Origin of the sequence: Psychrobacter sp. C 20.9 (genome assembly GCF_001921765.1) — a bacterium.
GTDB classification, from domain to species: Bacteria; Pseudomonadota; Gammaproteobacteria; order Pseudomonadales; family Moraxellaceae; genus Psychrobacter; species Psychrobacter piscatorii_B.
Genome location: NZ_MRYC01000018.1, coordinates 38,752 through 63,834, shown reverse-complemented (window position 1 = coordinate 63,834; position 25,083 = coordinate 38,752). Strand labels below are relative to the sequence as shown.

General features: G+C 42.2%; 23 protein-coding genes and 1 pseudogene. 16 read left to right on the top strand and 8 right to left on the bottom strand.

What is annotated here, in order from left to right; all coding sequences use genetic code 11:
- Positions 1-160: 160 nt before the first annotated feature.
- Together BTW00_RS11605 and BTW00_RS11600 are read left to right on the top strand one after the other, a co-directional pair.
- Entirely contained in the window at positions 161-1,159 is a 999-nt protein-coding gene (locus BTW00_RS11605; RefSeq protein WP_075107532.1) for a zinc-binding alcohol dehydrogenase family protein, read from the top strand.
- Positions 1,160-1,351: 192 nt separating this feature from the next.
- Positions 1,352-1,636, top strand: a complete 285-nt coding sequence (locus tag BTW00_RS11600) for a putative quinol monooxygenase (RefSeq protein ID WP_075107531.1) — start codon at positions 1,352-1,354, stop codon at positions 1,634-1,636.
- A 299-nt stretch (positions 1,637-1,935) separates the two neighbouring features.
- On the opposite strand, the gene BTW00_RS11595 is transcribed toward BTW00_RS11600, so the two are convergent.
- Positions 1,936-3,519, bottom strand: coding sequence for a Fic family protein (locus BTW00_RS11595; RefSeq protein ID WP_075107530.1), 1,584 nt, complete (start codon positions 3,517-3,519; stop codon positions 1,936-1,938).
- Positions 3,520-3,683: 164 nt separating this feature from the next.
- Positions 3,684-4,280, bottom strand: coding sequence for a recombinase family protein (locus BTW00_RS11590; RefSeq protein ID WP_075107529.1), 597 nt, complete (start codon positions 4,278-4,280; stop codon positions 3,684-3,686).
- A gap of 132 nt (positions 4,281-4,412) precedes the next feature.
- On the opposite strand from BTW00_RS11590, the gene BTW00_RS11585 reads away from it, so the two are divergent.
- Positions 4,413-4,613 (top strand): hypothetical protein, encoded by a 201-nt coding sequence (locus tag BTW00_RS11585; RefSeq protein WP_256714066.1) that lies wholly within the window; start codon positions 4,413-4,415, stop codon positions 4,611-4,613.
- Positions 4,614-4,826: 213 nt separating this feature from the next.
- Here BTW00_RS11585 and BTW00_RS11580 read toward each other — a convergent pair whose 3' ends face one another.
- Entirely contained in the window at positions 4,827-5,990 is a 1,164-nt protein-coding gene (locus tag BTW00_RS11580) for a zinc-dependent alcohol dehydrogenase (RefSeq protein ID WP_025645663.1), read from the bottom strand.
- A 380-nt stretch (positions 5,991-6,370) separates the two neighbouring features.
- Between BTW00_RS11580 and BTW00_RS11575 the strand changes: the two genes are divergently transcribed.
- The 6 genes from BTW00_RS11575 (at position 6,371) to rluF (ending at position 9,962) form a co-directional block, all read left to right on the top strand.
- Complete coding sequence (locus tag BTW00_RS11575; protein ID WP_075107527.1) at positions 6,371-6,682, top strand: transposase; 312 nt, start codon at positions 6,371-6,373, stop codon at positions 6,680-6,682.
- The gene (locus BTW00_RS14310; protein WP_143506605.1) at positions 6,682-7,026 is read left to right on the top strand and encodes an IS3 family transposase; all 345 of its coding nucleotides are present in this window, start codon (positions 6,682-6,684) and stop codon (positions 7,024-7,026) included. Before BTW00_RS11575 ends, BTW00_RS14310 begins: the two co-directional genes overlap by 1 nt.
- On the top strand, positions 6,954-7,307 hold the full coding sequence (locus BTW00_RS13855) for a DDE-type integrase/transposase/recombinase (protein WP_083603642.1): 354 nt from the start codon (positions 6,954-6,956) through the stop codon (positions 7,305-7,307). Before BTW00_RS14310 ends, BTW00_RS13855 begins: the two co-directional genes overlap by 73 nt.
- A 246-nt stretch (positions 7,308-7,553) precedes the next feature.
- Positions 7,554-8,408 (top strand): patatin family protein, encoded by an 855-nt coding sequence (locus tag BTW00_RS11565; protein ID WP_075107526.1) that lies wholly within the window; start codon positions 7,554-7,556, stop codon positions 8,406-8,408.
- 177 nt (positions 8,409-8,585) lie between these two features.
- Positions 8,586-8,864, top strand: a complete 279-nt coding sequence (locus tag BTW00_RS11560) for a peptidylprolyl isomerase (protein ID WP_075107525.1) — start codon at positions 8,586-8,588, stop codon at positions 8,862-8,864.
- Positions 8,865-8,975: 111 nt separating this feature from the next.
- Positions 8,976-9,962 (top strand): 23S rRNA pseudouridine(2604) synthase RluF, encoded by a 987-nt coding sequence (rluF, locus tag BTW00_RS11555; RefSeq protein ID WP_075107524.1) that lies wholly within the window; start codon positions 8,976-8,978, stop codon positions 9,960-9,962.
- Between the two features lie 137 nt (positions 9,963-10,099).
- Here the strand turns inward: rluF and BTW00_RS11550 are convergent, their stop codons facing one another.
- Together BTW00_RS11550 and BTW00_RS11545 are read right to left on the bottom strand one after the other, a co-directional pair.
- Entirely contained in the window at positions 10,100-11,524 is a 1,425-nt protein-coding gene (locus BTW00_RS11550; RefSeq protein WP_075107523.1) for an aspartate ammonia-lyase, read from the bottom strand.
- 387 nt (positions 11,525-11,911) lie between these two features.
- On the bottom strand, positions 11,912-12,775 hold the full coding sequence (locus BTW00_RS11545; RefSeq protein ID WP_075107522.1) for a LysR substrate-binding domain-containing protein: 864 nt from the start codon (positions 12,773-12,775) through the stop codon (positions 11,912-11,914).
- Positions 12,776-13,319: 544 nt separating this feature from the next.
- Between BTW00_RS11545 and BTW00_RS11540 the strand changes: the two are divergent.
- Positions 13,320-13,580 (top strand): annotated as a pseudogene (locus BTW00_RS11540) (GntP family permease); the annotation flags it as partial.
- Positions 13,581-13,759: 179 nt separating this feature from the next.
- Positions 13,760-14,455 carry a hypothetical protein gene (locus BTW00_RS11535; RefSeq protein ID WP_075107521.1) on the top strand — a complete coding sequence of 232 codons (696 nt, stop codon included), beginning with the start codon at positions 13,760-13,762 and terminating at the stop codon, positions 14,453-14,455.
- Positions 14,456-14,623: 168 nt separating this feature from the next.
- On the opposite strand, the gene BTW00_RS11530 is transcribed toward BTW00_RS11535, so the two are convergent.
- Entirely contained in the window at positions 14,624-15,346 is a 723-nt protein-coding gene (locus tag BTW00_RS11530) for a GntR family transcriptional regulator (RefSeq protein ID WP_371915073.1), read from the bottom strand.
- A gap of 345 nt (positions 15,347-15,691) precedes the next feature.
- Between BTW00_RS11530 and BTW00_RS11525 the strand changes: the two genes are divergently transcribed.
- The 5 genes from BTW00_RS11525 (at position 15,692) to BTW00_RS11505 (ending at position 21,585) form a co-directional block, all read left to right on the top strand.
- Entirely contained in the window at positions 15,692-16,981 is a 1,290-nt protein-coding gene (locus BTW00_RS11525; RefSeq protein ID WP_075107520.1) for an SLC13 family permease, read from the top strand.
- A 529-nt stretch (positions 16,982-17,510) separates the two neighbouring features.
- Complete coding sequence (locus BTW00_RS11520) at positions 17,511-18,530, top strand: tripartite tricarboxylate transporter substrate binding protein (RefSeq protein ID WP_075107519.1); 1,020 nt, start codon at positions 17,511-17,513, stop codon at positions 18,528-18,530.
- Between the two features lie 116 nt (positions 18,531-18,646).
- Complete coding sequence (locus tag BTW00_RS11515) at positions 18,647-19,102, top strand: tripartite tricarboxylate transporter TctB family protein (RefSeq protein ID WP_075107518.1); 456 nt, start codon at positions 18,647-18,649, stop codon at positions 19,100-19,102.
- 5 nt (positions 19,103-19,107) lie between these two features.
- Positions 19,108-20,613 (top strand): tripartite tricarboxylate transporter permease, encoded by a 1,506-nt coding sequence (locus tag BTW00_RS11510; protein ID WP_075107517.1) that lies wholly within the window; start codon positions 19,108-19,110, stop codon positions 20,611-20,613.
- 198 nt (positions 20,614-20,811) lie between these two features.
- Positions 20,812-21,585, top strand: coding sequence for a sulfite exporter TauE/SafE family protein (locus tag BTW00_RS11505; RefSeq protein WP_256714063.1), 774 nt, complete (start codon positions 20,812-20,814; stop codon positions 21,583-21,585).
- A gap of 123 nt (positions 21,586-21,708) precedes the next feature.
- Here BTW00_RS11505 and BTW00_RS11500 read toward each other — a convergent pair whose 3' ends face one another.
- Positions 21,709-22,641: a response regulator gene (locus tag BTW00_RS11500; protein WP_075107516.1), complete on the bottom strand. Its 933-nt coding sequence runs from the start codon at positions 22,639-22,641 to the stop codon at positions 21,709-21,711.
- A gap of 33 nt (positions 22,642-22,674) precedes the next feature.
- Positions 22,675-25,032 (bottom strand): ATP-binding protein, encoded by a 2,358-nt coding sequence (locus BTW00_RS11495; RefSeq protein ID WP_075107515.1) that lies wholly within the window; start codon positions 25,030-25,032, stop codon positions 22,675-22,677.
- Positions 25,033-25,083 lie beyond the last annotated feature (51 nt).

Sequence of the window (25,083 nt, the reverse complement as noted above, 5' to 3'; positions counted from 1 at the left end):
GGGACAGGACTCTTTTTTGCCGCTTCATCGTTAAAAATAAGCGCTTAGAATGACTAAACTTATTATTTTTAACATCGAATCGCCTAAAAAATAGTCGCTGTCAGTGCCATGGTCGAATGTTCAACACGCCCTATATTTTTTTAAAGTTGAGGACAAATCTATGAAAGCCGTATCGTATGTTATAAATAACCATGATGATTTTAAAAATTCATTGGTAGATATTGAAAAAGCGAAACCTACGCTTAAGGAGCGTGATGTACTGGTAAAAGTTCAGGCAATCTCTGTGAATCCAGTTGATACCAAAGTGAGAAAAAATTCGTCTGAAGCAAATAATCGTATTTTAGGTTGGGATGCCGTTGGGGAAATTATTGAAGTTGGCTCAAAAGTTACTTCGTTTAAAGTAGGAGATTCTGTTTGGTATGCTGGCGATTTAACCCGAGATGGTAGTAATGCTGAGTATCAAGCAGTCGATGAACGAATTATCAGCCTTAAACCAATTACAGTATCTAATGCAGAAGCAGCAGCATTGCCATTAACTGCAATAACGGCATGGGAAATGCTGTTTGATCGGTTTCAAATTTCAGAAACAGAAGTTGGCAGTATTTTAATTATTGGTGGTGCAGGCGGTGTAGGATCAATTGCTATCCAACTCCTAAAAGCAAAAACAAATCTGACCGTTATAGCAACAGCTTCACGTGAAGAAACGAAATCTTGGGTGGAATCACTGGGTGCCGACCATGTTATTGATCATAGTAAAGATTTAAACGAACAAATCGAAGCACTAGGCATTGCAAAACCAAAGTATGTATTCTCTACAAATCATACAGAAACGTATATCAAGCAAATAGTTTCTCTGATTGCACCACAAGCCAAGCTTGGACTGATCGATGATCCACAAACATTTGATATTATGCCGTTTAAGACTAAATCTATTTCTATCCATTGGGAATTGATGTTCACCCGTTCAATGTATGAAACCGATGATATTGAAAAGCAAGGTGATCTATTGCAACAGGTTGCCCAATTAGTTGACCAGCAAAAAATTAGAAGTACCCTGAACCAAAATCTAGGCAAAATTAACGCTGCAAACTTGGAAAAAGCACATAAGTTACTTGAATCAGGCAAGTCAAAAGGCAAAATTGTACTAGAAAACTTCTAGGGCGTGTCCCTAATTCAAGCGTTTATGACTAAATGGGCTAAAAATGGCTAAATCTTTGGCAAACGGTGTCAAATAGCTGACCAATATCTTGATATTACCTGCGCTATTTTCCTTGTTTGCCTGCGATTTATCTCATTTTTATCACCATTTTTAGAATAGGGACAAGCCCTAAAACAAATTCAAGGTGAAATAATGACTATTTCAATAATTGCGAACTTTAAGGCAAAATCAGATCAAAAAGAGACGTTAGAAGCGCTTTTAAAAAGTGTAATAGAACCTACGCTTCAAGAAGAAGGATGCTTGAAATATGAGCTTTATATTAGCGAAAATGACTCGAGTAGATATTTCTTCTTAGAAGAATGGCGTAGCAGGGAGGATTTAGATATCCATATGGCCACTGATTATATTCAAAGTTTATTTGGTAATATCCAATCGCTCATTGAATCAAGTGATATTGTAGAAATCAAAAAAATATAGCTGTATTCGGAAATTATGATGAAGTATTCTTCAAATTAACATAGGGACTTAGAAAGCTAACAAAAAATGGGAGCTATAAGCTCCTATTTTTTGAGTCTCCGACAATACCGGGGCGGTTCAGTCTGTTATTAGAGTTCCTCTAATATATTCTGTTTAAGTAAGAAAAATATTGATTACGTTTCAAGTTACAGTATTTTAGCCGAATCTTTTATAAACGAATCATTATCGAAACGATGATATTAACACCAGCTCAAGCTTAATTGCTAAGGCAGACTTTCCCGCGTATAGCAGGATTTGTTCTAACTATTCAAACCATTTGCTTCATCTTTAAAGGTTTCTACAACGACAGAGAAAATATCGTCCCAAACCTCATCATTTGCCAAAAACGGATAGTCCTTCAGTAGCTTATTACTTTTAACACCCTTATTTTGTAGCATGCTGCGAATGATTCTATCGGCATAGCTGTTGGGCATCTCAATAATCTCTTTTATCGCCAATCGTGCATAGTCATGCTTTCTTAGGTACTGTGACTCGTTATGCATCTCTTTTTCAATAACGTGAGCAATGAGTCCTGATAAGTACTGAACGTGAGGCGTTAGATCCATAAAGCGCCATGCAGGTTGAATGAGGTGAGTGTTTTCGACAGTTAAGTTTGAGCGAATACCATCAGGGTAGGTAACTGCCTTTTTATCAAAGCTGTAATGATCACGGATTTGCTTCATAAGCGGCACAGAGACACGGTCTAAGATTTTATCATAGGCATGACGGTCTGAGGGATGCTCGGCAATGGCTTGTGATATAGGTAGGATAATCGGCTCATGAATGATTTGGTCTCGTCTGAGGACATCATTAATCAAAAAGCGATGTACGCGGCCATTGCCATCCGCTAATGGATGAATATACACAAAGGCAAAGGAGACAACAGCACTACGCATCAGTGCTGACTGTCCCTCAGTCTTTTCCATAAATACCTGTAACCCTGCTAGCTTGTTAGCAATGTCATCAGCCGGTGGCGCGATATAATGCACAATTTCTTTAAAGCCATTCACCTGAGTATGCGACACAAAAACTGGTGATTGACGGACACCATACTGCTGGATAACCGTTTTACTGCCGAGTATCTCTTGTTGCAGCTCTGCTAGTGATTCAGGATCAAGCGGAATGTCACCGGTACCGGTACGCCGTGCCATCACATCGGCAAAACGTTCAATACGTTTTAACTCTTTTCCCTCACCTTCTATAGTAAAACTGGCTTTACTCTCTCGTAGTGTCATCCATACGGAGGCGCGCATCAGTAAGTCTTGCCCAAATTCATCGTTAAGTTTGTCAACCATCATGGCAATATCGAGTGCAGCTGCTTGCGTAAAGGCCTCTGTTTTCACCAGCATCGGACAGAAATGACGGGTTCCTGCTAGGTTGTCATTGATACGCCAGCGGGCGTTCTTGATAACCTGCGAAGGACTTGAAGTAACCAATTTCTTGGTATCCAAAGCATCCACATAGTTACCGCCTATATTACTCGGTACCTCTAAACGCTCATCCATAAGCCATTCATATAAGAAAGCCATTCTACGGGCATAGCTGCCTGTCGGCTCAGCGTTTACCCATGCTTGTACGTCATTTGCCCCTATCTGCTCAAACAGACGAACCAGTAACTCTAAACTCAATACTTCATGACGCATGTGAAACTGTAAGTGAGCAATGATAGTATCCAGTGGACGCGCCGTTTCCTGATAAGCGTTATGGATGACGTCACCGTCTTTATAGGTTTGTCTGCGCCCACCGATACTACTGCTGACATATAAAGGGGAAACCAGCTCGATGCTGGCATAACGGACAAGCCATGCTGCGCCAATAGGATCTGAGATAGGGGTATTCATCATGAGTGGCTCAAGCGATTATAGATAAGCCATTTTGCGTAAAAACAGTTATGAATGCAATATAATGATTATTATAAAGCCTTATTGCATTAAAACGATTTTCTTATGACGTTGCGATGCCTTTAAATCAAGACCAAAGGTCACGTTGAGTCGATATTTAAAATACCTCAGCTATTGACCTGCTTTAAGACACGATAAACGGTAGCTACGCCAACACCAACCGCCTTAGCGATCTCTTCTTTTGTCATATTGTTTTGACTGGCCAATGCTCTAATACGATTGTGTTTTGCGATATTGGCTTTCTTACCAGTGGGTTTATAGCCACTGTTGGCCAATCCTTGTTTAATGCGCTCTCTACGCTTGTCATTATCAAGCTTTGCCATGGTCGCTAATAAATCGATCAGCATATCGTTAATCACTTTTAGGATCTCACCTGTCATACCGTCACTCATCGTATGTGTGGTTGGTAGATCAGCCACCACCAATCGTAAGCCCTTATCTTTAATACGCTGCTTTAGAATCGAAAAATCATCTTGAGATAGCCTGCTTAATCTATCCACGCTTTCAACCAGCAGAATATCGCCTTCTTCAGCGTCACTGAGTAATAGAGTAAGTGCGGGTCTATCAAGTTTCGTACCACTGAAATGTTCAATGTACTCCACATGGTTATTATCATAGCTTTGGCTAAAGTTAATCAAGTCAGACAAGGCTCTCTTAGCGTCTTGATCCTTAGTGCTTGCTCTCACATAAATACGAACGGTCATAACGCTACCTCTATTACTTAGACTCAATAATTAATGTTCATTGATAATAGCAAGATATTACTATCGTTTAATTACTAATATAAGTCAAATGATAGCTAAATTATCGTTTAGAGGTTTTATGTTTTGGGTATAGTGCAATGGGAAGATAGAACTAAGACAATTAAAGAGCTGATTAAAGAACTCCAAAGTTTTGGGGATCAAAACTTGATTGTTATGATAACTAATGATGAAGGTGAAACATTTAACTCGGTAAAGTTGGTTAGCAAAGGGTTTGTAGCTAATAAAGATGATCCTGATAAATATAAGAAAGTTTATTGTGCTTTATACGTCTAAGCTTTAAGACCATCTAAGACAGTTAGTTAGTTTTTTTAATCCCTAAACCCATGAAAATCGGTTGGGGGATGATTTTTTTGCCGTGTGCAGAGAAAAGCAAGTCAAAGATTTTTTTACTAGCTGCTTTAGCGATAATCATTATTTAAGACAACCTCGTTAAAGCAGCTATGACCTAACCTTTAAATGTTAAAAGTTAAGGGTAAATTTGAAAAATTAAGGAGTTAAAATGACTTTACGACATTCTTCTTCACGCTTTTCGAAAATTTCATAACCTTTAGCAGCGTCAGACAAATTCATACGGTGAGTAATAATAGCTTCAGGTGATAAATCACCATTTTCAATATACTCTAATAATTGTGGTAAATACTTGTGTACATGGGTTTGGCCCATTTTGAAAGTAAGCCCTTTATCAAAAGCGTCACCAAATAAGAAACCATGAATGGGTCCTGCATACACACCAGGAACACTAACGACCCCGCCACGACGCACAGCTGCAATACATTGACGTAAAGCTGCACCACTTGACCCTTCAATTTTCAAATTGGTCATTATTGTTTCTAGCATACTGCCTTTGGCTTCAAAGCCAATCGCATCAATAACGCCGTCAACGCCGCGATGTCCTTTGGTCTGTTCAATGATGAATTCAGCAGCATCTACTTTATCGAAATTAACCGGAATAGCCCCGTACGTATCTTTGGCATACTGCAAACGGTAGTCATTATGATCTACCACGAAGATCTGCTCAGCGCCTAACATTTTGGCACAAGCTGCTGATAACAACCCCACAGGACCCGCACCATAAATAGCTACGGTTGAACCTTTAGTAATATTGGCATTAGTCACGGCCTGCCAAGCAGTTGGTAAAATATCTGATAAAAATAAAACCTTCTCATCTGACAGTGAGCCATTTACTTTGAACGGATTAAAATTACCTTTAGGAACCCGTACAAATTCTGCTTGTCCACCAGGAATCCCACCATATAAATGGCTAAAACCAAATAAAGCAGCCGGTGGCGGAATTATTTTTTTATTAATAGCAGCGCCTGGGCCTGTATTTGTAGTCTCACAAGCGGACATTAGGTCATGCTGACAGAAAAAGCAGTTACCACATGCAATAACAAAAGGAATAACAACTCTGTCGCCTTTTTTAACAGCTGTGACTTCAGAGCCTACTTCTTCAACCACACCCATAAACTCATGACCGAAGATATCGCCTTCCTCGGTTGCAGGCATTTTGCCACGATATAAGTGTAAATCTGAGCCACAAATTGCAGTTGCAGTCACACGTAAAATAACATCATCTTTTTCTTGCAGTTTAGGCTCTGGGACATTGTCCACTCGCACATCTTTAGCACCGTGGTAAGTTAAAGCACGCATAATTTCTCCAATTAAGTAAAGATTGCAAAATCTCGATAAACCAATAATCTGTGATAATACAAGATGAAAGTTATTAGAATCAGTGGTTTATGTTATCTAAGTTAAGTATTACTCAATTATATTAGCACCTTGAAAATCGAGATTTATAATTAACGTGTGTTAAAAAGGTTGCGTGTTGTAAGTGAAAAGTTGTAGTGGTCAACTAATTTAGGATACTAATAAAATTCAAACCTACATCGCCATTCCTTATAACCCTGAGTCGAGAACGGATAATAATTATAAGCGTTGGGGCAACTTTTATGACCGCCAAGATCTTGTAGTAGCATAATTAAATTGGCCCATGTTTAAGAGGTTATACTACCCCAAAGAGGATAATTAGTATGACTACCAAACGCCAAAAATACACCCGAGAATTCAAGTTAGAAGCCATTAGCTTAGTCGTTGAGCACAAACGCAAAGCTGCTGAGGTTGCCCAGTCGCTAGGCATTGGTACTTCCACCTTAGACAACTGGGTACACAAGTATAAAAAAGAGAAACAAGGTATTGCCCCAACCGAAGGCCTAGCACTAACCGGTGATCAGCATCACATTCAAAAGCTTGAGAGAGAAGTCAGACAGCTTAAGATGGAGAAAGACATATTAAAAAAGGCTTCCGCTCTGCTGGCATCGGACAGCCTGAACGTCTATAGCTAATTAAAACACTAGCAGAGCAAGACAGACAACTGAGCACACGCAAGCTATGTGACTTATTTGGTGTAGTCAGAAGCAGTTACTACTATGGCATACAGACTAAGCCGATTGATATAGAACGCATTAGGTTAAAAACCTTAATACGTCAGATATTCAATGACTCAAAGCAGTCGGCTGGTGCTCGCACTGTGGTTGCCATTTTAGCCAATAAGCACGAAATAACGCTGACGCGTTATTTAGCGTCTAAGCTTATGAAGGGCATGGGACTAATGAGCTGTCAGCTCAAGACCTGTTTGCACGGCGCGTGGTGGGCTTTAGTGTCTCAGACTCTCCCAATAGCACTTTGATCGCCAAAGCGCTACAGATGGCGTATCAGACGAGACCCAAGCCTAATGGAGTGCTGTTTCACTCTGATCAAGGCACGCATTACACCAGCAAGCAGTTCGCTGAGTCAGTCGCAAGTTGTCATGGCATGGTTCAAAGTATGAGCCGAAAAGAAAATTGTTGGGATAACGCCCCAACTGAACGCTTCTTTAGAAGCTTTAAGACAGAGTGGATGCCCAAAGGCGGTTACGAGAATATCACCGAGGCTAAACAAGATATCTGTGATTACATCTGGGGTTATTAGCAAACTGTGAGACCGCACAGCTTCAACAACTCTTTAACACCATTAGAGACAGAGAGACGCTACTTTAATCAAAACCTCTTATCAGGTGTCTAAAATTAGTTGACCACTACAGTCTATATCCAAGAAATAGGTTTAGAACGGCTTAAAAATATAGTTCCCTAGTATCGACTATATTTATAAACATTTTTTACCCCCTCGTTTTGTGTACTTGTAGGTATACTTTGCGAGCGTCATTCGAGGTTTTCAATGGTTAAACAACATCGACAAGCACTGGTGGTTGAAGGCGGCGGCATGCGTGGCGCATTTAGCAGTGGTGTCTTAGACGCCTTTTTACAACAACAATTCAATCCTTTTGATCTGTGTGTGGGCGTCTCTTCAGGTTCAACTAACGTTGCTAACTATTTGGCCGCACAACAAGGCCGCACCCTACATATTTACTTGGATCATTCCCTTCGATCTGAATTTATTCATTATGGCCGTTTCCTTAGGGGCGGTGACTTACTGGATCTAAAGTGGATGTGGGATATGGTGGAGCAAGAATACCCACTGGATCAGGCACAGTTATTTGCCAATCATGCTGAATTTTACATGGTGTTAACACATGCTATTTCAGGACAGGCAACCTACATCAAAGCGGCTAAAGACAATATTTTGGATGGATTAAGGGCATCAAGCTCTATCCCAGTGCTGACCCGCCAAGCGGTCGAGATATTTGGTGAGCCTTATTTTGATGGTGGTGTGGCAGATGCTTTGCCCGTACAGTGGACGGCTGGGCAAGAGAGTATTGATAAGCTCATGGTCATACGTACTCGCCCGCAAAACTACGCTAAAGCAAGCAGTAAAGCTGATCAGCTATTGGCTAAATATTATACTAAGCAACGACATGGTTTTGCCCAAAGCTTGTTGACGCGAACCCAACGCTATAATGACTCGGTACAATTTTTACAGACGCCATCATCACAGAAAATTTTAGAGATTTGTCCACCCGACTTAAAAAACATGGCGAGTCGATTATCCAAAAATAAAGCCAAAATCCGCTATAGCTATGATGTGGGACTAGAAATTGGACACAAGGCGATTGAGGATTGGCATCAGCTTTAACCTCTTTATCTTGTAAAGAAGAGATATTAAAGAGAAAACACGGGCCTCGAATATAAGAAATTGGCTTAAATCTTGCCTTAGATAACCTTTGAACCACAAAGGTTAGTAACTAAGCTAAAATAAGATAGGTAATGATATAATGACCCGATAATTGATACTCTATGAAAGGTTTATACGATGGCTCGTACCGCTAGCGCATTGCACATTTTAGTTAAACAAAAAGAGTTGGCAGAAGATATTATTGCCAAGCTCAAAAAAGGCGCAGCATTTGATGTGCTGGCCAAACGATACTCAACCTGTCCATCAGGCAAAAAAGGCGGTCATTTAGGTGAGTTCAAAAAAGGCCAAATGGTAGGACCTTTTGATAAAATCTGCTTCAACGGTGAGCTTTTTACCCCTCATTTGGTAAAAACCAAATTTGGCTGGCATGTGGTCAAAGTGCTTTACAGAACGTAAGCGTTAAACTGTAAAAACGCAAGTCGCTGCTTTAATGACAAGACGACTGAACCATTCAATTTAGGCTTTTTTCTTAGCAAAAAAGCTTTTTATCAGGTAAAACGGTGCTTTATGTATAACAATTCCTCGACTCGTCTCAATAAATACATCAGCGAAAGTGGGATTTGTTCCAGACGCGATGCTGACCGCTTTGTTGAACAAGGTAATGTATACATCAATGGCAAGCGTGCATCGGTGGGTGATCAAGTGGCTGCTGGAGACGTAGTAAAAGTCAACGGACAGCTGATTGAGCCACGCGAGCCTGATGATTTTATTTTTATTGCCTTGAATAAGCCAGTCGGCATTGTCAGCACCACGGAAAGCTCTGAGAAAAACAACATTGTCGATTTTGTGAGACACTCGGTACGTATTTTCCCGATTGGCCGTTTGGACAAAGACTCTCAAGGATTGATCTTTTTGACCAACAATGGCGATCTGGTTAATAAAGTATTGCGTGCTGGCAATAACCACGAAAAAGAGTATCTGGTGACGGTGAATAAGCCGATCACGGATAGCTTTATTGAAGGTATGGCGAGTGGCGTGCCAATGCTGGGCAAGATGACAAAAAAATGTCCCGTGACTAAGGTGGCACCCAACGTCTTTAACATCACGCTCATTCAAGGTTTGAACCGTCAAATCCGCCGTATGTGTGAGCATTTTGGCTATGAGGTCGTCAAGCTTGAGCGTACGCGGATTATGAATGTAAGCCTTAAGGGGCTTCCTGTCGGCGACTGGCGAGACCTGACACCAACAGAGCTATCGACCCTGCTAAAGGCGGTAGAAAAATCCTCGTCGCAAGACAATCATTCGGGCAAAAAATCGCGCAATGCACCACGAAAAAAACCGCGTACTGACGCTCACTCAAAGTCAAAACCCTCTGCAAAATCAGCAGGTACTGCAAAGGGGCGCAATAAGTACGCCAAGGATGATGCCAGAAAGCCAGCAGGTTCTAAAGGTAGAGATGGGCGTCCGTCCAGTCGTGGCAAGAATGCTGCAGGCAATGGTAAACCTACTACAAACGACAGACGTCCCTCAAAAGGTCGAGGGTCTAAGCGATAGTAATTGTCTAATTTCATCACATCGCTGTCATAGTGATCAAAACGATGAAGATAAGACACTTTAAAAGAATAAGGGCGATATCCGTTGATAGATATCGCTCTTTTTTGCTTTGTTCAATCCAGTTTATGTGCACAAATCTATATACTACTGACCATCGTATCAGGTGATAAAATCGCTGCAAGTTCCTCATCACTGAGCAGCTTTTCTTGTTTGACCAGCTCCGCCACGCCTGACCCACTCAGCAGTGCATCTCCTGCGATACGGCTGGCGTTTTCATAACCGATATGTGGTACCAGTGCTGTCACGATACCGATACTGTTTTCGACATGCTGCGCACAGCGAGCTTTATTGGCGGTTATGCCTTGAATACAGCGCTCATCGAGCATACGAATCGACTTCTGTAACAGGCGCGCATTGTTTAGTAGGTTATAAACAATCAGCGGCTCCATTGCATTGAGCTGCAGTTGCCCTGCTTCTGCCGCCATGGTAATCGTCATATCTGTACCCATCACCTGAAACGCAGCTTGGGTCATGGCCTCAGGAATCACAGGGTTGACTTTACCCGGCATAATAGACGAGCCAGGTTGCATCGCTGGCAAATTAATCTCGCCCAAGCCCGTACGCGGTCCACTCGACAGTAGACGTAAATCGTTGCTCAATTTAGACAGCTTAATAGCTAGGCGTTTGAGCGCACTCGAAAACGTAATAAACGCGCCCATATCGGCACTAGCGGCGATCAAATCTTCAGAGAGCGTCACTGGCAGACCACTGATCGTCGCAAGCTCACTAATCGCTAAGCGAGCATAACCTTTGGGCGCATTGATGCCCGTACCAATCGCCGTACCGCCCAAGTTCAACTCACATAACTGTAAACAAGCATCTTCGATTCGCGCCGTTTCACTGCCTAGATCACTGGCGAAGGCGTTAAACTCTTGCCCCAACGTCATCGGTACTGCGTCTTGCAATTGAGTACGACCCATTTTTAGAATGCTGCTAAATTCTTTGCCTTTGATAGCTAAGCTGTTTTGTAGCTTGATAATGGCTTCTTGCAGTGGTTTTGCCGCAAATACCATCGCCAAACGTGCCGCGCTCGGATAGACATCATTGGTCGACTGAGAGCGATTAACGTCATTGTTGGGATGGAGATGACTATACTGACCATACTCAAACCCCATCTTTTTTAAGCCAATATTGGCAATCACTTCATTGGCATTCATGTTGGTTGACGTGCCCGCTCCGCCTTGGATGAGATCAACAATAAACTGCTCATGATGCTCGCCTTGTATCAGATCGGTACACGCATCAGTGATGGCGCTGAGCTTCTCTTCACTGAGTAGACCGTGCTGATAATTGGCTTTTGCAGCGGCGGCTTTCACCATTGCCAGTGCTTTGATTAAATCAGGAAAATGGCTGATTGACACGCCGGTAATGTCAAAATTTTGCGCGGCGCGTTGGGTTTGGATTCCGTATAGTGCGGTTGCAGGAACGGCTTGCTCACCGAGTAAGTCTTTTTCAATACGAGTATGGGCTTTATTATCGATAAGGTTATCTGTATGTGTCATATTTTTATGGCTTCTTAAAGTATGGAAGGTTGAAGCAGTAGAGGTACAATACTTAATTATTTAGGTGCATTGTCTTAGTGCTACTAAAGATTAGCGCCATCGTAACCGAGAATTTAGCACAAGAAAAACGCAAATATTTCGCTCTCAGCCCCAAAAATTTTGCTGCTTAATAAAAAATATGACAGATAAGGTTGTTCTATAAAAAAGAATGTGCGCTCTTAAGTTAGGTTTTTGGAAAATATTTATGTGATAGGAAGGATTTTATGAGAAAGATTTTATGAGAAAGCTTATTGATTGAAAAAATAGATTGATTGCTAATTATAAGCGGTACAAGCAAACACTTAGCCTCAGTGAGAAAAGCTAGGGTTGATAAGACTCCTGACTCACTTACAGTCCCAATGCTTGCTTTAAGGCATTGATTTGTGGCTGCTGACGATCGGTATAACGATATGCCAGTACAACCTCGCGCACCAAACTGTTATCTCCTAAATAATGAATTTGTACGGGCGGCGTACTTCTAATCCATAGTCCTGCATACGGAATCAACGCCACGCCTAAACCCGACTCCACCATCCGAACGATAGCATCAAGATCATTGATCTCCATGATCGTATTTACCTTGATGTCCTGTTGTTTAAAGAACTTGTTTATCTTTGCACCCGCTGAAGACTGTAAGGTGTAATGAATAAAAGGATGCTGCTCGAGCGTTTGTCTGAGGCTATGAAAGGGCCATTTTTTAGGGCTAATGAGCACATAAGGCTCGGTCATAATGGACTGCGTCACAATATCTTTTGGCAAGGCAAATGCTGGCTGTATGGTAATCGCCGCATCTATCTCCCCGACTTCTAGTTTCTCAAATAACTCTACGGCACGCCCGGGGACAATTTCTGTCTGCATTAAGGGGGCAAGTAACGTAATCGCCTTTAGTGCCTCTGGCAAGATACCCACTTGCACGGAGTTTATCGAGCCAATCCTAAGCTGCCCGTAATAGCTTGCGATATCGGTATCTGAGGACAGCTGCATTGTTGAATAAAGCGCCAAAATCTCTTTGGCGATCGGTAATACGCGCGTGCCTTGCGGGTTTAGGGTAATGGCACGGGCAGAGCGGGTGAATAATGCCAATCCCAAATTGTCCTCGAGCGTTTTTATTTGTGCACTGACCGCAGACTGGGTCAAGTTGATGTGCCGAGCTGCTGCGGCAAAACTGTCTAACTCGCAAACGGCGACGAAGGTTTTAAGCTCTCTTATCATTGATATCACCACACTTATATATTACGTCTTATGCTCGAATACACGCGTTACATCTATTAAGCTCATTCATTTCAAAGACGACGGCTTTCTGTCCAAAGTAGCTCATTAAGCCTTCGCCGTGACTCTTAAGGTATGCTGATTGACCTTTGTTTACCACCCTGCTAAATTCTAAGACGATACATAATGTATCATTTTATTTGAGTTAAGTAAGCCGTTATCTCTACGTGATTGCCCTATCACTACATTTTTCTCATCACTTTTTTTCATCGTTGGACTGGTGATATTGAGTTCATGCTAAGGATAGCTATTATGAACAACCGTCTATCAGATTTTCGTGGAGCAATAGTTATCATCCAAAAACCACTATGAAAAGCATGGACTGTTAAGGGCCTAATTCTATCACCCAAATAAAGATTACAAAAACAGCCCATCGTTTTCATTGATGGGTCAATACCTTTTTATAAACTGTCTTTTTATAAGAAGAATAATGAGCCGCAACCATTATATTTCACTGCCTATTTTTCCATGGAAGGAAATCAAAATCATGAGCATTTTTGCTATTTTGTTGTCTTTGTCCCTCTTAATGTATTTTGCCTATCGAGGCGTGAGCGTCTTAGTTTTGGCACCTCTACTCGCTATCTTGGCAGTGGTATTAAGTGGGCAGAGCAGCCAAACGATGGGGATCTATACTGAAGTCTTTATGCAAGGTCTTGGCGGCTTTGCTGTCAAATATTTTCCGCTGTTTATCTTGGGGGCTATTTTTGGCAAATTGATGGAAGACTCAGGTTACGCCTATAGCGTCGCCCGCAATTCTTAACGCACTAGAAAATTACTGGTTGTTATAGTGATGTAATAATAGAAGGTCTAGGATGGTTAGCAGATGTCATTGCTAAAAAATTCGATTATAGTAGATATTCCTTATAATAACTGCTACTTACAGTAGCTACTAATAGCATTCATCCAAATAGACTGAGGGATTAAATCATGAAAACATTAGGATTATGTATTGCCGCAGGACTGGGCTTAAGCGCTTGTGCGAGCGGTGGAACGATGGGTAACACCAACCCAAACAACATAGTGACCGAGTACCCTGTTGAGACTGCCATGCTCAATATCTATACCAAACAACGTAGTGAAAATTTGGTTGCCACTATCGGCAATCAAACGGCCTCAGCAGATATTCAAGTCACGCCTAAAGGCAATATGGTCTTCAATAATAAAAAGGTACAAGGTACTGAGATCAACACGATCAATAAAGTGAACAATCAAATCACTAACCAGTCAGTCGCTATCAATTACTTCACCTTGAACCCTTTGGTATTTCACGGTTTTACAGACAGCACAGGCAAATATTCGGTCTCAAACCAAACAACCACTATCCCAAAAATGGCGACGGTGGGCGACTCAAACAAATTGATTACTGAAAATGTCTATAGCGATAGCAGCATGCGCAAAAAAATAGGAACCTATAACCAAAACTGGTCCCTGACGCGAGCCAACAATCAGACCGCATGGTTCTGTATCGAAACCTCAGACAACATGCTTGCTGGTGGCACCTCTGAAGGCAGCTCAAAAGAATGCTACAAAATCAATGCCAAAGGCGACATACTTGCGAGCAAAGTCACTATCGCACCGCCAGCTAGTAATGGCGGACAGACGATTACGTTTAACAGCAAGTAAGCTGCTCAATGATGAATAGGCCATTTCTTTAATCGGTCATTCATAGATTCTAGATTCGAAATAAAAATAAAACCGATATAAAAAAGGAGCCGAATCATCGGCTCCTTTTTTATAGCTTATTGAGCATAACTTAACCACTGCCCTCGCCAATAGTTAAGTGGCCAATGGTTAAATAATATTGACCTCATAACTGAATTTTTCTGCCAATCCATACGACTCTCTATACTCGATAGGATCCCCTTCTAGATTTTTAGCAACGCGGCATACTTTCACCAAGTTTTCTTGTTCGGTATTGTCCAGATAAGGGTCTATATGATTGGAGATAAAAAACAGCATTTCTACGGCAGATGAGACAAACTGACCGCACTTTTTGTAATAAAAAGGATAAAGAAGATTTTCAAATTCTTCAGGTTCAAGACCGATAAAATCTTGGTAACGGGTCTCGGGTAACCAAATTCTTTCACTCAAAATCACTCTGTCTTCGACAATGCGCACACGTTCTATATAAATCAAACTTTCTTTTTCGTGAATGTTTAATTCTTTATTGATTGCCTCAACAGGCTCTATCAACATGACCTTTTTGATGATGCCAGTCGGTATGACATAAGAAGCGTCTTTATCGCGGTATTTGAAAAACCTTAATAACGAGCCCTCAAAGTTTGGCCTTTTTAAAAAAGTGCCGCGACCTTGCTGCTTTATCAAAACGCCATCATCCACCAGTTTTTCGACCGCTTTGCGTACGGTGCCCACCGATACTTGGTACTTGTCTGCAAACTCCTGTTCTGTCGGTAAGGGGGTTTTTTCATCCCACTTATTTTCTGTCAGTAACGTTTGAATATGCCACCGCACTTGCTCGTACCGTGGCATGTTAAATTTTTTAAAATTATCCATAATTTTTTTCACCACAATAGGAAGATTTTATTAATACGCCCAATCTTTCTAAGCCCAATCATGTTCATAAGAAATAAAATATCTCTGACACTCTATCTTAAGCCCTTACCAAACTCTATACACATCATTTCGATATTAAAGTCTATCTAGATTTTTTGGTCAATCTCACCTAATTAACGGCTCCTTTTTTGCTATTATTCTATTGAGTTATATACACTTAAAAAGCTGATAAGATTTGCTGGCTTAGAAAGTTGTTTGTCAACATTATCACAATGCTCTTTAATCTAAAACATATATATGTATGTAGATATTTAGATGTCATACAGTCAAGACCGAGGAGCGAATATGACCCTATATCTTATAGCGGCCATAGTAATTTCTATTGTGTTGGGTTACACCACTAAAATCAATATCGGCTTGTTTGCGATCGTGTTCGCGTATCTGATTGGCTGTTTTGGCATGCAGCTAAGCGCTTACGAGGTTATTAAATTGTGGCCTCTAAAGATTTTCTTTGTAATTTTTGCCGTTACGCTCTTCTATAATTTTTCCTTAGCGAATGGCGCGTTAGAAAAATTGTGTGAGCATTTGATATACAAGTGTCGACATTTTCCAGCGTTTTTGCCGCTGGCGATTTTTTTTGCTGCCACTACAGTAGCAGCGTTAGGGGCTGGCTATTACACGGTTCTTGCCACGATGGCACCGATGATTTTATTGTTATCTAAAAGAACCAATTTAAATATCATCATTGCAACGTTATCCGTGAATTACGGGGCGCTGGCAGGTGCCAATTTTATCACTTCACAGAGCGGTGTGATTTTCAGAGAGCTTATGAGCGGTGCTGGTGTGGCCAATGACAATACCTTTACGTATGGCTTAGGCATATTTGCCGCGACCTTTTTGATGCCGATTGTCTTGTTAGGAAGCTATAGCTTTATCAATGCCAAGACCAGCAAGATCGCCATTCAAACCGTTGTTCCAGCGCCTTTTGACACCAAACAAAAAAAATCCATCATGCTGATTTTTATGATGATGACGATTGTATTGGTTGTGCCCATCTCAAACCTACTTGTACCGAATGTAGACGCCATTGAGTTTTTGAACGCTCGAATTGATATTGGTTTTATTGCCATTTTCTTTGCTTTGATGAGCTTATTTTTGAAGCTGGGTGATGAAAAAACTGTGATTGCGTTGATACCATGGAATACGCTTATTATGATTTGCGGTGTAGGTATGTTGATTAGCCTCGGTGTGGAAGTGGGCGTTATTTATGAGCTAACAGAGTGGCTCAGTACCAACGTTCCTATTTGGATGATACCATTTTTGGTGTTTATTATTAGTGCAATTATGTCGATATTTGCCAGTACGCTTGGTGTTGTTGCGCCTACGCTATTTCCGATGGTGCCTGCGTTGGCAGTGGCTTCTGGTTTGAGTCCTTTTTTCTTGTTTATCTGTATCGTGATCGGCGCTCAAAGCTCGTCCATCTCTCCCTTCTCTTCAGGAGGTAGCCTGATACTGGGTGCCGCTCAAGTGCATATAGACAAGAACAAGCTGTTGCATACTTTATTGTTCAAAGCAGTGCCTTTGGATATTGTCGTTGGCTTGATCGCTATTTTGTTTATTCAGATGATGTTCTAATTTCTATTGCTGATAACAAACAGATCACAACAAAAGACGTATTCATTCAGCAAACCACCCCTCGAATGCGTCTACTTTTATGTCTGTCAGATGATCTTTGTGATCAAAATACAGCATAAGCTTTGTCGCTCACCTCATCTATCCTGCTCCTACCATCAAGCCACCCGCTTTAAAATTAAAATCATTTTTATACCCATTGATGATAAACCATAACCTTTTGTTATTATTAGTATTATAAAATTTTATCTGAGAATCCAAACTGGTTTCTTTGTGACTTCATATTAAAATAGCTATTTGTGCGACTCGCCAGATGGCTATGACTACTACTTAAAAAAAATTCATACATACATACATATGTTTCTTGTTATTTCTAAATTATTCTGTTACTTTTGCAAAGTGAACAAAAAGACTACGGTTGTAAAGGTTGGTAACATTATTGGTCTGCTTCCAACTTTTTGTATAGTCGCCTCTTCCTTTTAATCAAAATTTTATTGATTTTTACTGAAAAAATACACACAAGGAGTGTCGTGTGAAAAAACTATCCTATCTAGCGCTTGGTCTATCTGTACTTACCTTGACAGCTTGTAACAATGCTAACGAAACTGCGAGCGCAGGTGCAGATGAATTCGCAGGTCCTTCACGTCCAGAATGTATTGCTCCAGCAAAACCAGGTGGCGGCTTTGATTTGACCTGTAAGCTTGCTCAGTCAGGCCTAAGAGACACGGGGATATTGACAGACCCAATGCGCGTCACTTATATGCCAGGCGGCGTAGGTGCTGTTGCATATAACAAAATTGTCGCCAATGACCGTGCTAACGAAGACGCTATTATCGCGTTCTCAACGGGATCGATCCTGAACTTATCACAAGGTAAATTTGGTAAATTCACCGAAAAAGACGTGAAATGGCTCGCCGCCGTTGGTACCGATTATGGTGCCATTGCGGTTAATGCAGATTCACCAATCAAGGATCTAGCAGGGTTGGTCGCTGAACTTAAATCAAATCCAAAAGCAATCAGTTTTGCTGCCGGTGGTAGTGTTGGCGGTCAGGACTGGATGCAAACGGCCATTTTGGCAAAAGCCGTTGGCGTCAGCCCTAGCGACATGACTTATGTTGCGATGGAAGGCGGCGGTGAGGCAATTACAGCAGTCATGGGCAACCATGTCACTGTTGTGAGTGCTGGTATTGCTGAGATTATGCCACAAGCTACTGCTGGCAAACTACGTGTATTGGCCGTATTTGCCGATGAAAGACTGGGCGGCTCTATGGCTGATATCCCTACTGCAGTAGAGCAAGGCTATGATGTGACTTGGCCTGTCGTTCGTGGTTACTACATGGGTCCAGACGTTAGCCCTGCCGCTTATGACTGGTGGAAAGCAAGCTTTGATAAAATGCTTGCTGATCCAAAATTCGCAGAATTGCGTGAACAGCAAGAGTTACTACCATTCTCTATGACTGGCGATGAGCTTGAACAGTATGTCTATAAGCGTACTGGTGACCTACGTGAGTTGTCTGCTGAGTACGGTCTTGTTGATGCTGCCGCACAGTAGCATTACCCAGACCATATCCCCTTAATGATTGAATACTAAAACTTCATGGTATTTATCGAAGGTTGACAGATGAGACATCTCTCAACCTTTTTATTTAAAATTTAAGGAATACCTCTATGACGATGGAACGTGCGTTCTCCGGATTAATGGGACTATTTAGCTTATTTTTGGTCTACTTAGCTATTGGTTATGTTGCTCCCATTGCTTATGATCCTATCGGCCCTCGGCCCTATCCTATTTTAATTTTCTCACTGATGGCACTTTTGACCTTGGTTATTGCCTTTCGTCCAGCACGATTTACCAAAGTCATTGATTTAGGCTATAACAAGGTTGTGCTTAGAAATCTTGTTCTGTGTGTCAGTGCATTATTGATCTATAGTTTGATTTTTGAGCCTTTAGGTTTTGTTGTTGCAACCACCCTGATGTGTTTTGCGGTTGGTCTCTTGTTTGCCGGCAATCCTGTTAAAAGCCTTATCTTTTCAGTTGTGATCAGTATCGCCCTGTATGTCCTATTTGACATGGCTTTGGACGTCATTCTGCCACTTGGAATATTATCAGGAATAATGGGATAGCTATTATGGAAACTTTTGATTTTTTAATGCACGGTTTCGGCGTAGCAATGTTGCCCAAAAACTTACTGATTGCACTCATCGGTGCTTTTATTGGTACGATTGTGGGTATGTTGCCAGGCCTTGGCCCAATTAACGGTGTGGCAATTCTACTACCATTTGCTTTTGCCCTTGGTCTGCCACCAGAAAGTGCGCTTATCCTTTTAGCAGCTGTATACTTGGGGTGTGAATACGGCGGTCGTATTTCTGCCATTCTACTAAACGTCCCAGGATCTGCCGCGGCGGTGATGACCTCCTTGGATGGTAATCCGCTTGCGACACAAGGCAAAGCCGGCATCGCCTTATCCATCTCTGCGGTCGCCTCCTTTATTGGCTCGACGATTGCGACCATCGGCGTGGTGCTATTTGCACCTCTACTGGCTAAATGGGCGGTGTCTTTTGGCCCTGCTGAATACTTTGTATTGATGGTATTCGCGATTTGCTGCTTGAGTGGTTTGGTCGGTGATCAACCGATTAAGACCGCAGTATCAGCCTTGATTGGCTTAGGTCTAGCGACTGTCGGCGTCGATGCAGTGACGGGTATTTATCGCTATACTTTCGATTCCGTCAATCTATCTGATGGTATCCAATTCACAACGATCGTTATTGGTTTCTTTAGTGTCAGTGAAATCTTGATTTTGCTCGAAAGAACCAGTACGGGTGGTAAAATAGTCGCGCAAGGTAAGCGTAGCTTATTCAACCTAAAAGAGTTTCTCTTCACCATCGGTGCTATGTTGCGTAGTGGTGCAATGGGTTTCTTCGTTGGTATCCTACCGGGTGCAGGTGCGACGATTGCCAGTGCAATGACCTATGCCAGTGAACGTAAAATTGCTGGTGATGATGGCAAATTTGGTGAAGGTGATCTTCGTGGCCTAGCATCACCAGAAGCGGCTAATAACGCATCAGCGTGTGGCTCATTTGTACCGATGTTGACCTTAGGTGTCCCAGGTTCTGGTACGACAGCGGTTATGATGGGCGCGTTGACGTTGTACAATATCACGCCAGGTCCACAGCTATTTACTGAGCAGCCAGATATCGTTTGGGGTCTTATTGCCTCATTGTTCATCTGTAACGTTATCTTGCTTGTCATGAACATCCCGTTGGTTGGTTTCTTCTCTAAGCTATTGAATGTACCAAACTATATTTTGATCCCATCAATCGCTGCTATTAGCTTCGTTGGTGTCTACTCTATCAACAGTACAACGTTTGATATGGTGTTCATGGTAGGACTTGGTATCTTTGGTTATTTCTTACGTAAACTGCACTTCCCTCTATCCGCCCTTATCCTAGGCTATGTACTAGGTGAGCTTATGGAGTCTAACCTACGTCGTGCGCTCTCTATCTCTCAAGGTGAGATGTCTATCCTGTGGAGCAGCCCAATCACCGTATCATTATGGGGTCTGGTCGTGGTCATGATATTCATGCCAATCATTCGTAAAACGTATCGTAAACGCTTTAAGAAGACTGCTGCATAAGTTTTTGTCAGTTCGTCTCTAAATGTCTCTCCGGCGGTGGTTATACTCAGGTATGGCCACCGTTTTTTTAGAGATACTTTTACCCTACTTTCAATAGTTATTAGGAACAAGCCTTTAACACTCCTCACTTTTTTTGTCAGCTGTCCAACATTAGCAAAACATCACTACTTGATGTCACTCATGAAATAGGATTTTATAGTGCCCCTTGTTTTAAATTTGTTGCAAACCATTCCAACGTGGCACTTAGTAGGACTATTCAGTGCTGGTATGATCGCTTTTATTATCTCTACGATATCTGGTGGTGGCGGTGCGATGCTGCTGATACCAGTCACTTCTTCGATGATAGGGACTGCGGTTGCGCCGCCTGTGATCAACGTGGCTACCTTTATGAGTAATGCCTCACGGCTCTATTTATTTTGGCATGATATTGACTGGTCATTGACCAAATACTATGTGCCAAGCGCTATCGTAGGAGCGTGGTTGGCGGCATTGGTCTTTAGTCGTTTGGATGCAGGCTGGATTCAGTTATTGGTAGGTGCATTTCTAGTCTCTACTATTTTCCAATACAAGTTCGGTAAAGTAAGTAAAACGTTTGACATGCCAAAAGTAGGTTTTGTACCTGTGGGCTTTTTCATTGCCTTTATGAGCACGTTGGTGGGTGGCCTAGGTCCCATTCTTAACCCTTTTTATATGAACGCAGGTCTAGAAAAAGAGAATCTTATTGCGACCAAAACGGCGAATTCTTTTTTTGTCGGTATTGTACAAGTCGTCAGCTACGCCTTTTTTGGCATACTCACAGTCAAGATCTGTGTGTATGGTATTGTATTAGGACTGGGTGCCGTTATTGGCAACGTCATTGGCAAACGCTTTTTGGCTGGCATCAGTATTCGTCAGTTTAGAATAATGCTGCTGATACTAATGGTGATTAGTGGTTTAATAATGATCATAAGAAACATAAACGTATTGTTTTAATAAGCCTATCACTCGATACCGTAATTATGTCACGCAAATTCTTATAAATACGGGTATTTATTCTTTATTAAAGATAATGTTCAATCATATGCTGACCTGATATAGCATCTTAATCAGAATATCTTACATCATCATGCGCCAGCCTCTAAACTTGGCAAAGAAACCCTTCAATCTTTCAGAAAAATTAAAAGTCTCAGCTTCTGGTACTTCTTCAACATGATGACGAGTTGCTAATATCGGCTGCTGTACCAGTCTTTCGTGATGCTCAAACGCGCGGTCCAGACTGATACTCATGATAGAGAAGTTGGTAGGACGTGGCAGACAGCGATATACCTGCCCTTTATTGATGAGATCAATCACCATGTGAGCGTCTTTAAATTCAGTCAACATCAGCACCATCAGATCGGGCTGGATATTTTTTAGGGCGTAGACAATAGGAGTAATATTTTCTTCGTTGAGCGTCGCATCCGTGATGGTGACACCAAACTTCTTTTTTTGTAATAACTTCGCAGCCTGCTCGAGGTTGCTTGCCCAGCTCACTGTATAAGTACTTTTAAACTGATTTTTTATTTCTTGATAAATACTCTCATCATCATCTAATACCAGTATATTCCTTTTGCTACTAGCATTCATAAAACTCTGAGATTCATCACCTTGCTTCATATTTTGGGTAATATCTTGCGTTTGCTGAGCAATCTCTGTGGCTTTATTTACGATCTTTTTGAGCTCATCATTTTGCCAAGGCTTGGTGATATAACGGTAAATCTCTCCGTCATTGACCGAGTCAATCACCGCATTGAGATCGGCGTAGCCTGTTAACAAGATACGAATGGTATTGGGTGACGCTTCTTTAATATCACGCAAGACTTCCGTCCCTTGCTTATCAGGCATACGTTGGTCACTGATGACCACTTGTACATCGTGCTCGCTGACATATTTCATAAGCTCAGTGGCATCCGTGGTGACAAACACGTCGTGTGACTGGCGAAAGTGCATCTTTAAACTGCGTAAAATGCGCGGCTCATCATCGATAAAGGCAATTTTTGGTTTTTGCATGAGGCTCTCTTTAGGTGAGTGGTGAGAAGTCTCTCAACCTTCAAATAAGGCTTTGGAGGGTTTATTCTCATAAGTTTTCGACTGTATTGGCAGCATAATGGTGAAAGTCGTACCCTCGCCGACGATTGAGCTCGCTGCAATACTGCCGCCATGCTGTTCAATAATTTGCGTGCTGATCGCCAGCCCTAAACCTGTCCCATCGCCTGCTTTTTTGGTGGTAAAAAACGGCTCAAAGATACGTTCTAAAGCCTGCTCGTTGATACCGATACCATTATCTGTGACCTGCACCACTACCTGCGACTGCGTCTCATCGACAGCTGATGTGATATGCAACTCGCCTTTTTGATCAGGCGCTATGGCTTGAGCGGCATTATTGAATAAATTTAGTAGCACTTGATTGATTTGCGAGGGGTTACATTGAGTCAGCGGTAGTGTCGCTAGGTTGGTCGTAATATCTAGGGTTTTGAGGTTGTTGCGCGCCATGACCAGCGAGGTATTGATACAGTCATTGATATCGACGTCTTTTACTTTTGATTCATCAATTCTAGAAAAGTCGCGCAAACTTACCACCAACTCAGCTATCTGATCGACCCCGTACAAGCTGTCTTTGATCAAATCGGCCAAGTCCTCACTGACTTCATCTTCTTTAATCTCTTCACAGCATTGTAGAGTTTGAGCCGTCAATTGTGCTACTTGCGCTTGGTCAGCATTGGAGTCTTTTAGCGCCTGCAATAGCTGGTCAGTCTGGCTGATCAGCTCATCGAAACGCGTCAAGTTATCACCGACCAGTTCGATATTACTACGCACATAACCCAGTGGTGTGTTGACCTCGTGCGCCACGCCTGCCACCATTTGACCCAAGGTTGCCATTTTTTCGGAGCGCACTAATTGTACTTGTGAGGCTTTTAGCTCATCCATCGCTTGCTGTAGATCTTGGGTACGGGCAGCAACTTGTTTTTCTAGATGGACGTTGATTTCGGCAAGCGCGCCTTCGTTTTCGACCACACGATCAATCAGTTGGTTGGTCTGCTCACTGATGATTTGAATTTCGCTCACGCTTGAGCTGGGCAGCTTATGTGCGAGCAATTTTTGATATTGTTTTTGTTCAATCAAAGCGCCCATCTCAGCCACCAAAAGCGACATACGTTGTAATGGACGAGTAAAATACTGACGGAACACCCATGCCGTTAATAATAAAATAGGGATAAAGCCCAGTAGCATGGCTTGAATCAGCTGGTTCGATAGAGCATTTGCAACACTGAGCAGATCACTATTGGGTTTTACAATCACCATTTTCCAGTAAGTAAATGGCATGCGAAAGACGAAGGCTGTGGCTGGCTGCTGTAAGACAAAATCATTGGGCACAGCGATGGTATCGACCAGATGGCTGTCGACTAAATTGAAAGTTTGATCGATATTTAACAACAGCAACGCTGAGAGCAACTCAGACTCTTGCTCACTTATTTTTCCCAGATTGGTCGTACTCAAAATACTACGAGCCGCCAAGGTAAAACGGCTTTCATCTTTGGCAGTAGCATCATCAATGAGCGTATCGTTAATGCGACCCAAACTGTCCGCGATAGGCGCAAAACTCGGGTTGATAGTCGCCAACTGACTGGCGTTCATCATCTCACCTTGTGGATTGTTGGCGGTGGTTTGAGTGACGAGCGACTGCTCAGGAAAGGTCAAAAATCGATTGTCCAAGTCAACCAAAAAGACATAGCCACCTATTTTCTCTTGCCACCTCTTCATGGCGGCATCAAGATTGTCCAATAATAAGTTAAAACTCACCACGCCATCAAACGCTTGATTAGTACTGTTGTACAATGCTTTAGTACAAGTCATCATCGGCTGATTGCTCGTGGGATCGATGTATGCCCGACTCCAGACACAATGATCATGATTGGCGTACAACGCTGGAATATACCACCAGTCTCGGTAATAAGCATTGGGCGTTTGGCTCACTTGGTCATAGCGTGTCACTGACTGCATGATGCCTGACTCATCGCGCGCCCATACAAACGACTGACGCTCTTGACCTTGGGCATACATATTTGGGTCAAACCACACCCCACCTCCCACGATTCTTTGATCCATCTGTTGCATGAGATTGCCAAAGGTTTCTTGGTAAAGTGCATCCTCTTTAGGTAGACCGCCTGCCATCGTACTGCTTGCTTTTGCCAGCCCATCGACATGGTTGATACTCACCATGATACTGTTGATGACTTCGTTGCCTGTTTCAACCACAGTCTCTGATGTCATCTCCATAATGCGCGGCTTACCTTGGGTCTCAATGACCAAGTACACCATGAGGATAATCAGCAAAAAAGCCAACGCTAAAATAATCAGCATACGGGTAGAGATACTACCAAGCCTGCCAGCAACGCTCATACACACACCTTTTATCTACGCATCAACTGCTATCAATGAATCGCTTAATGG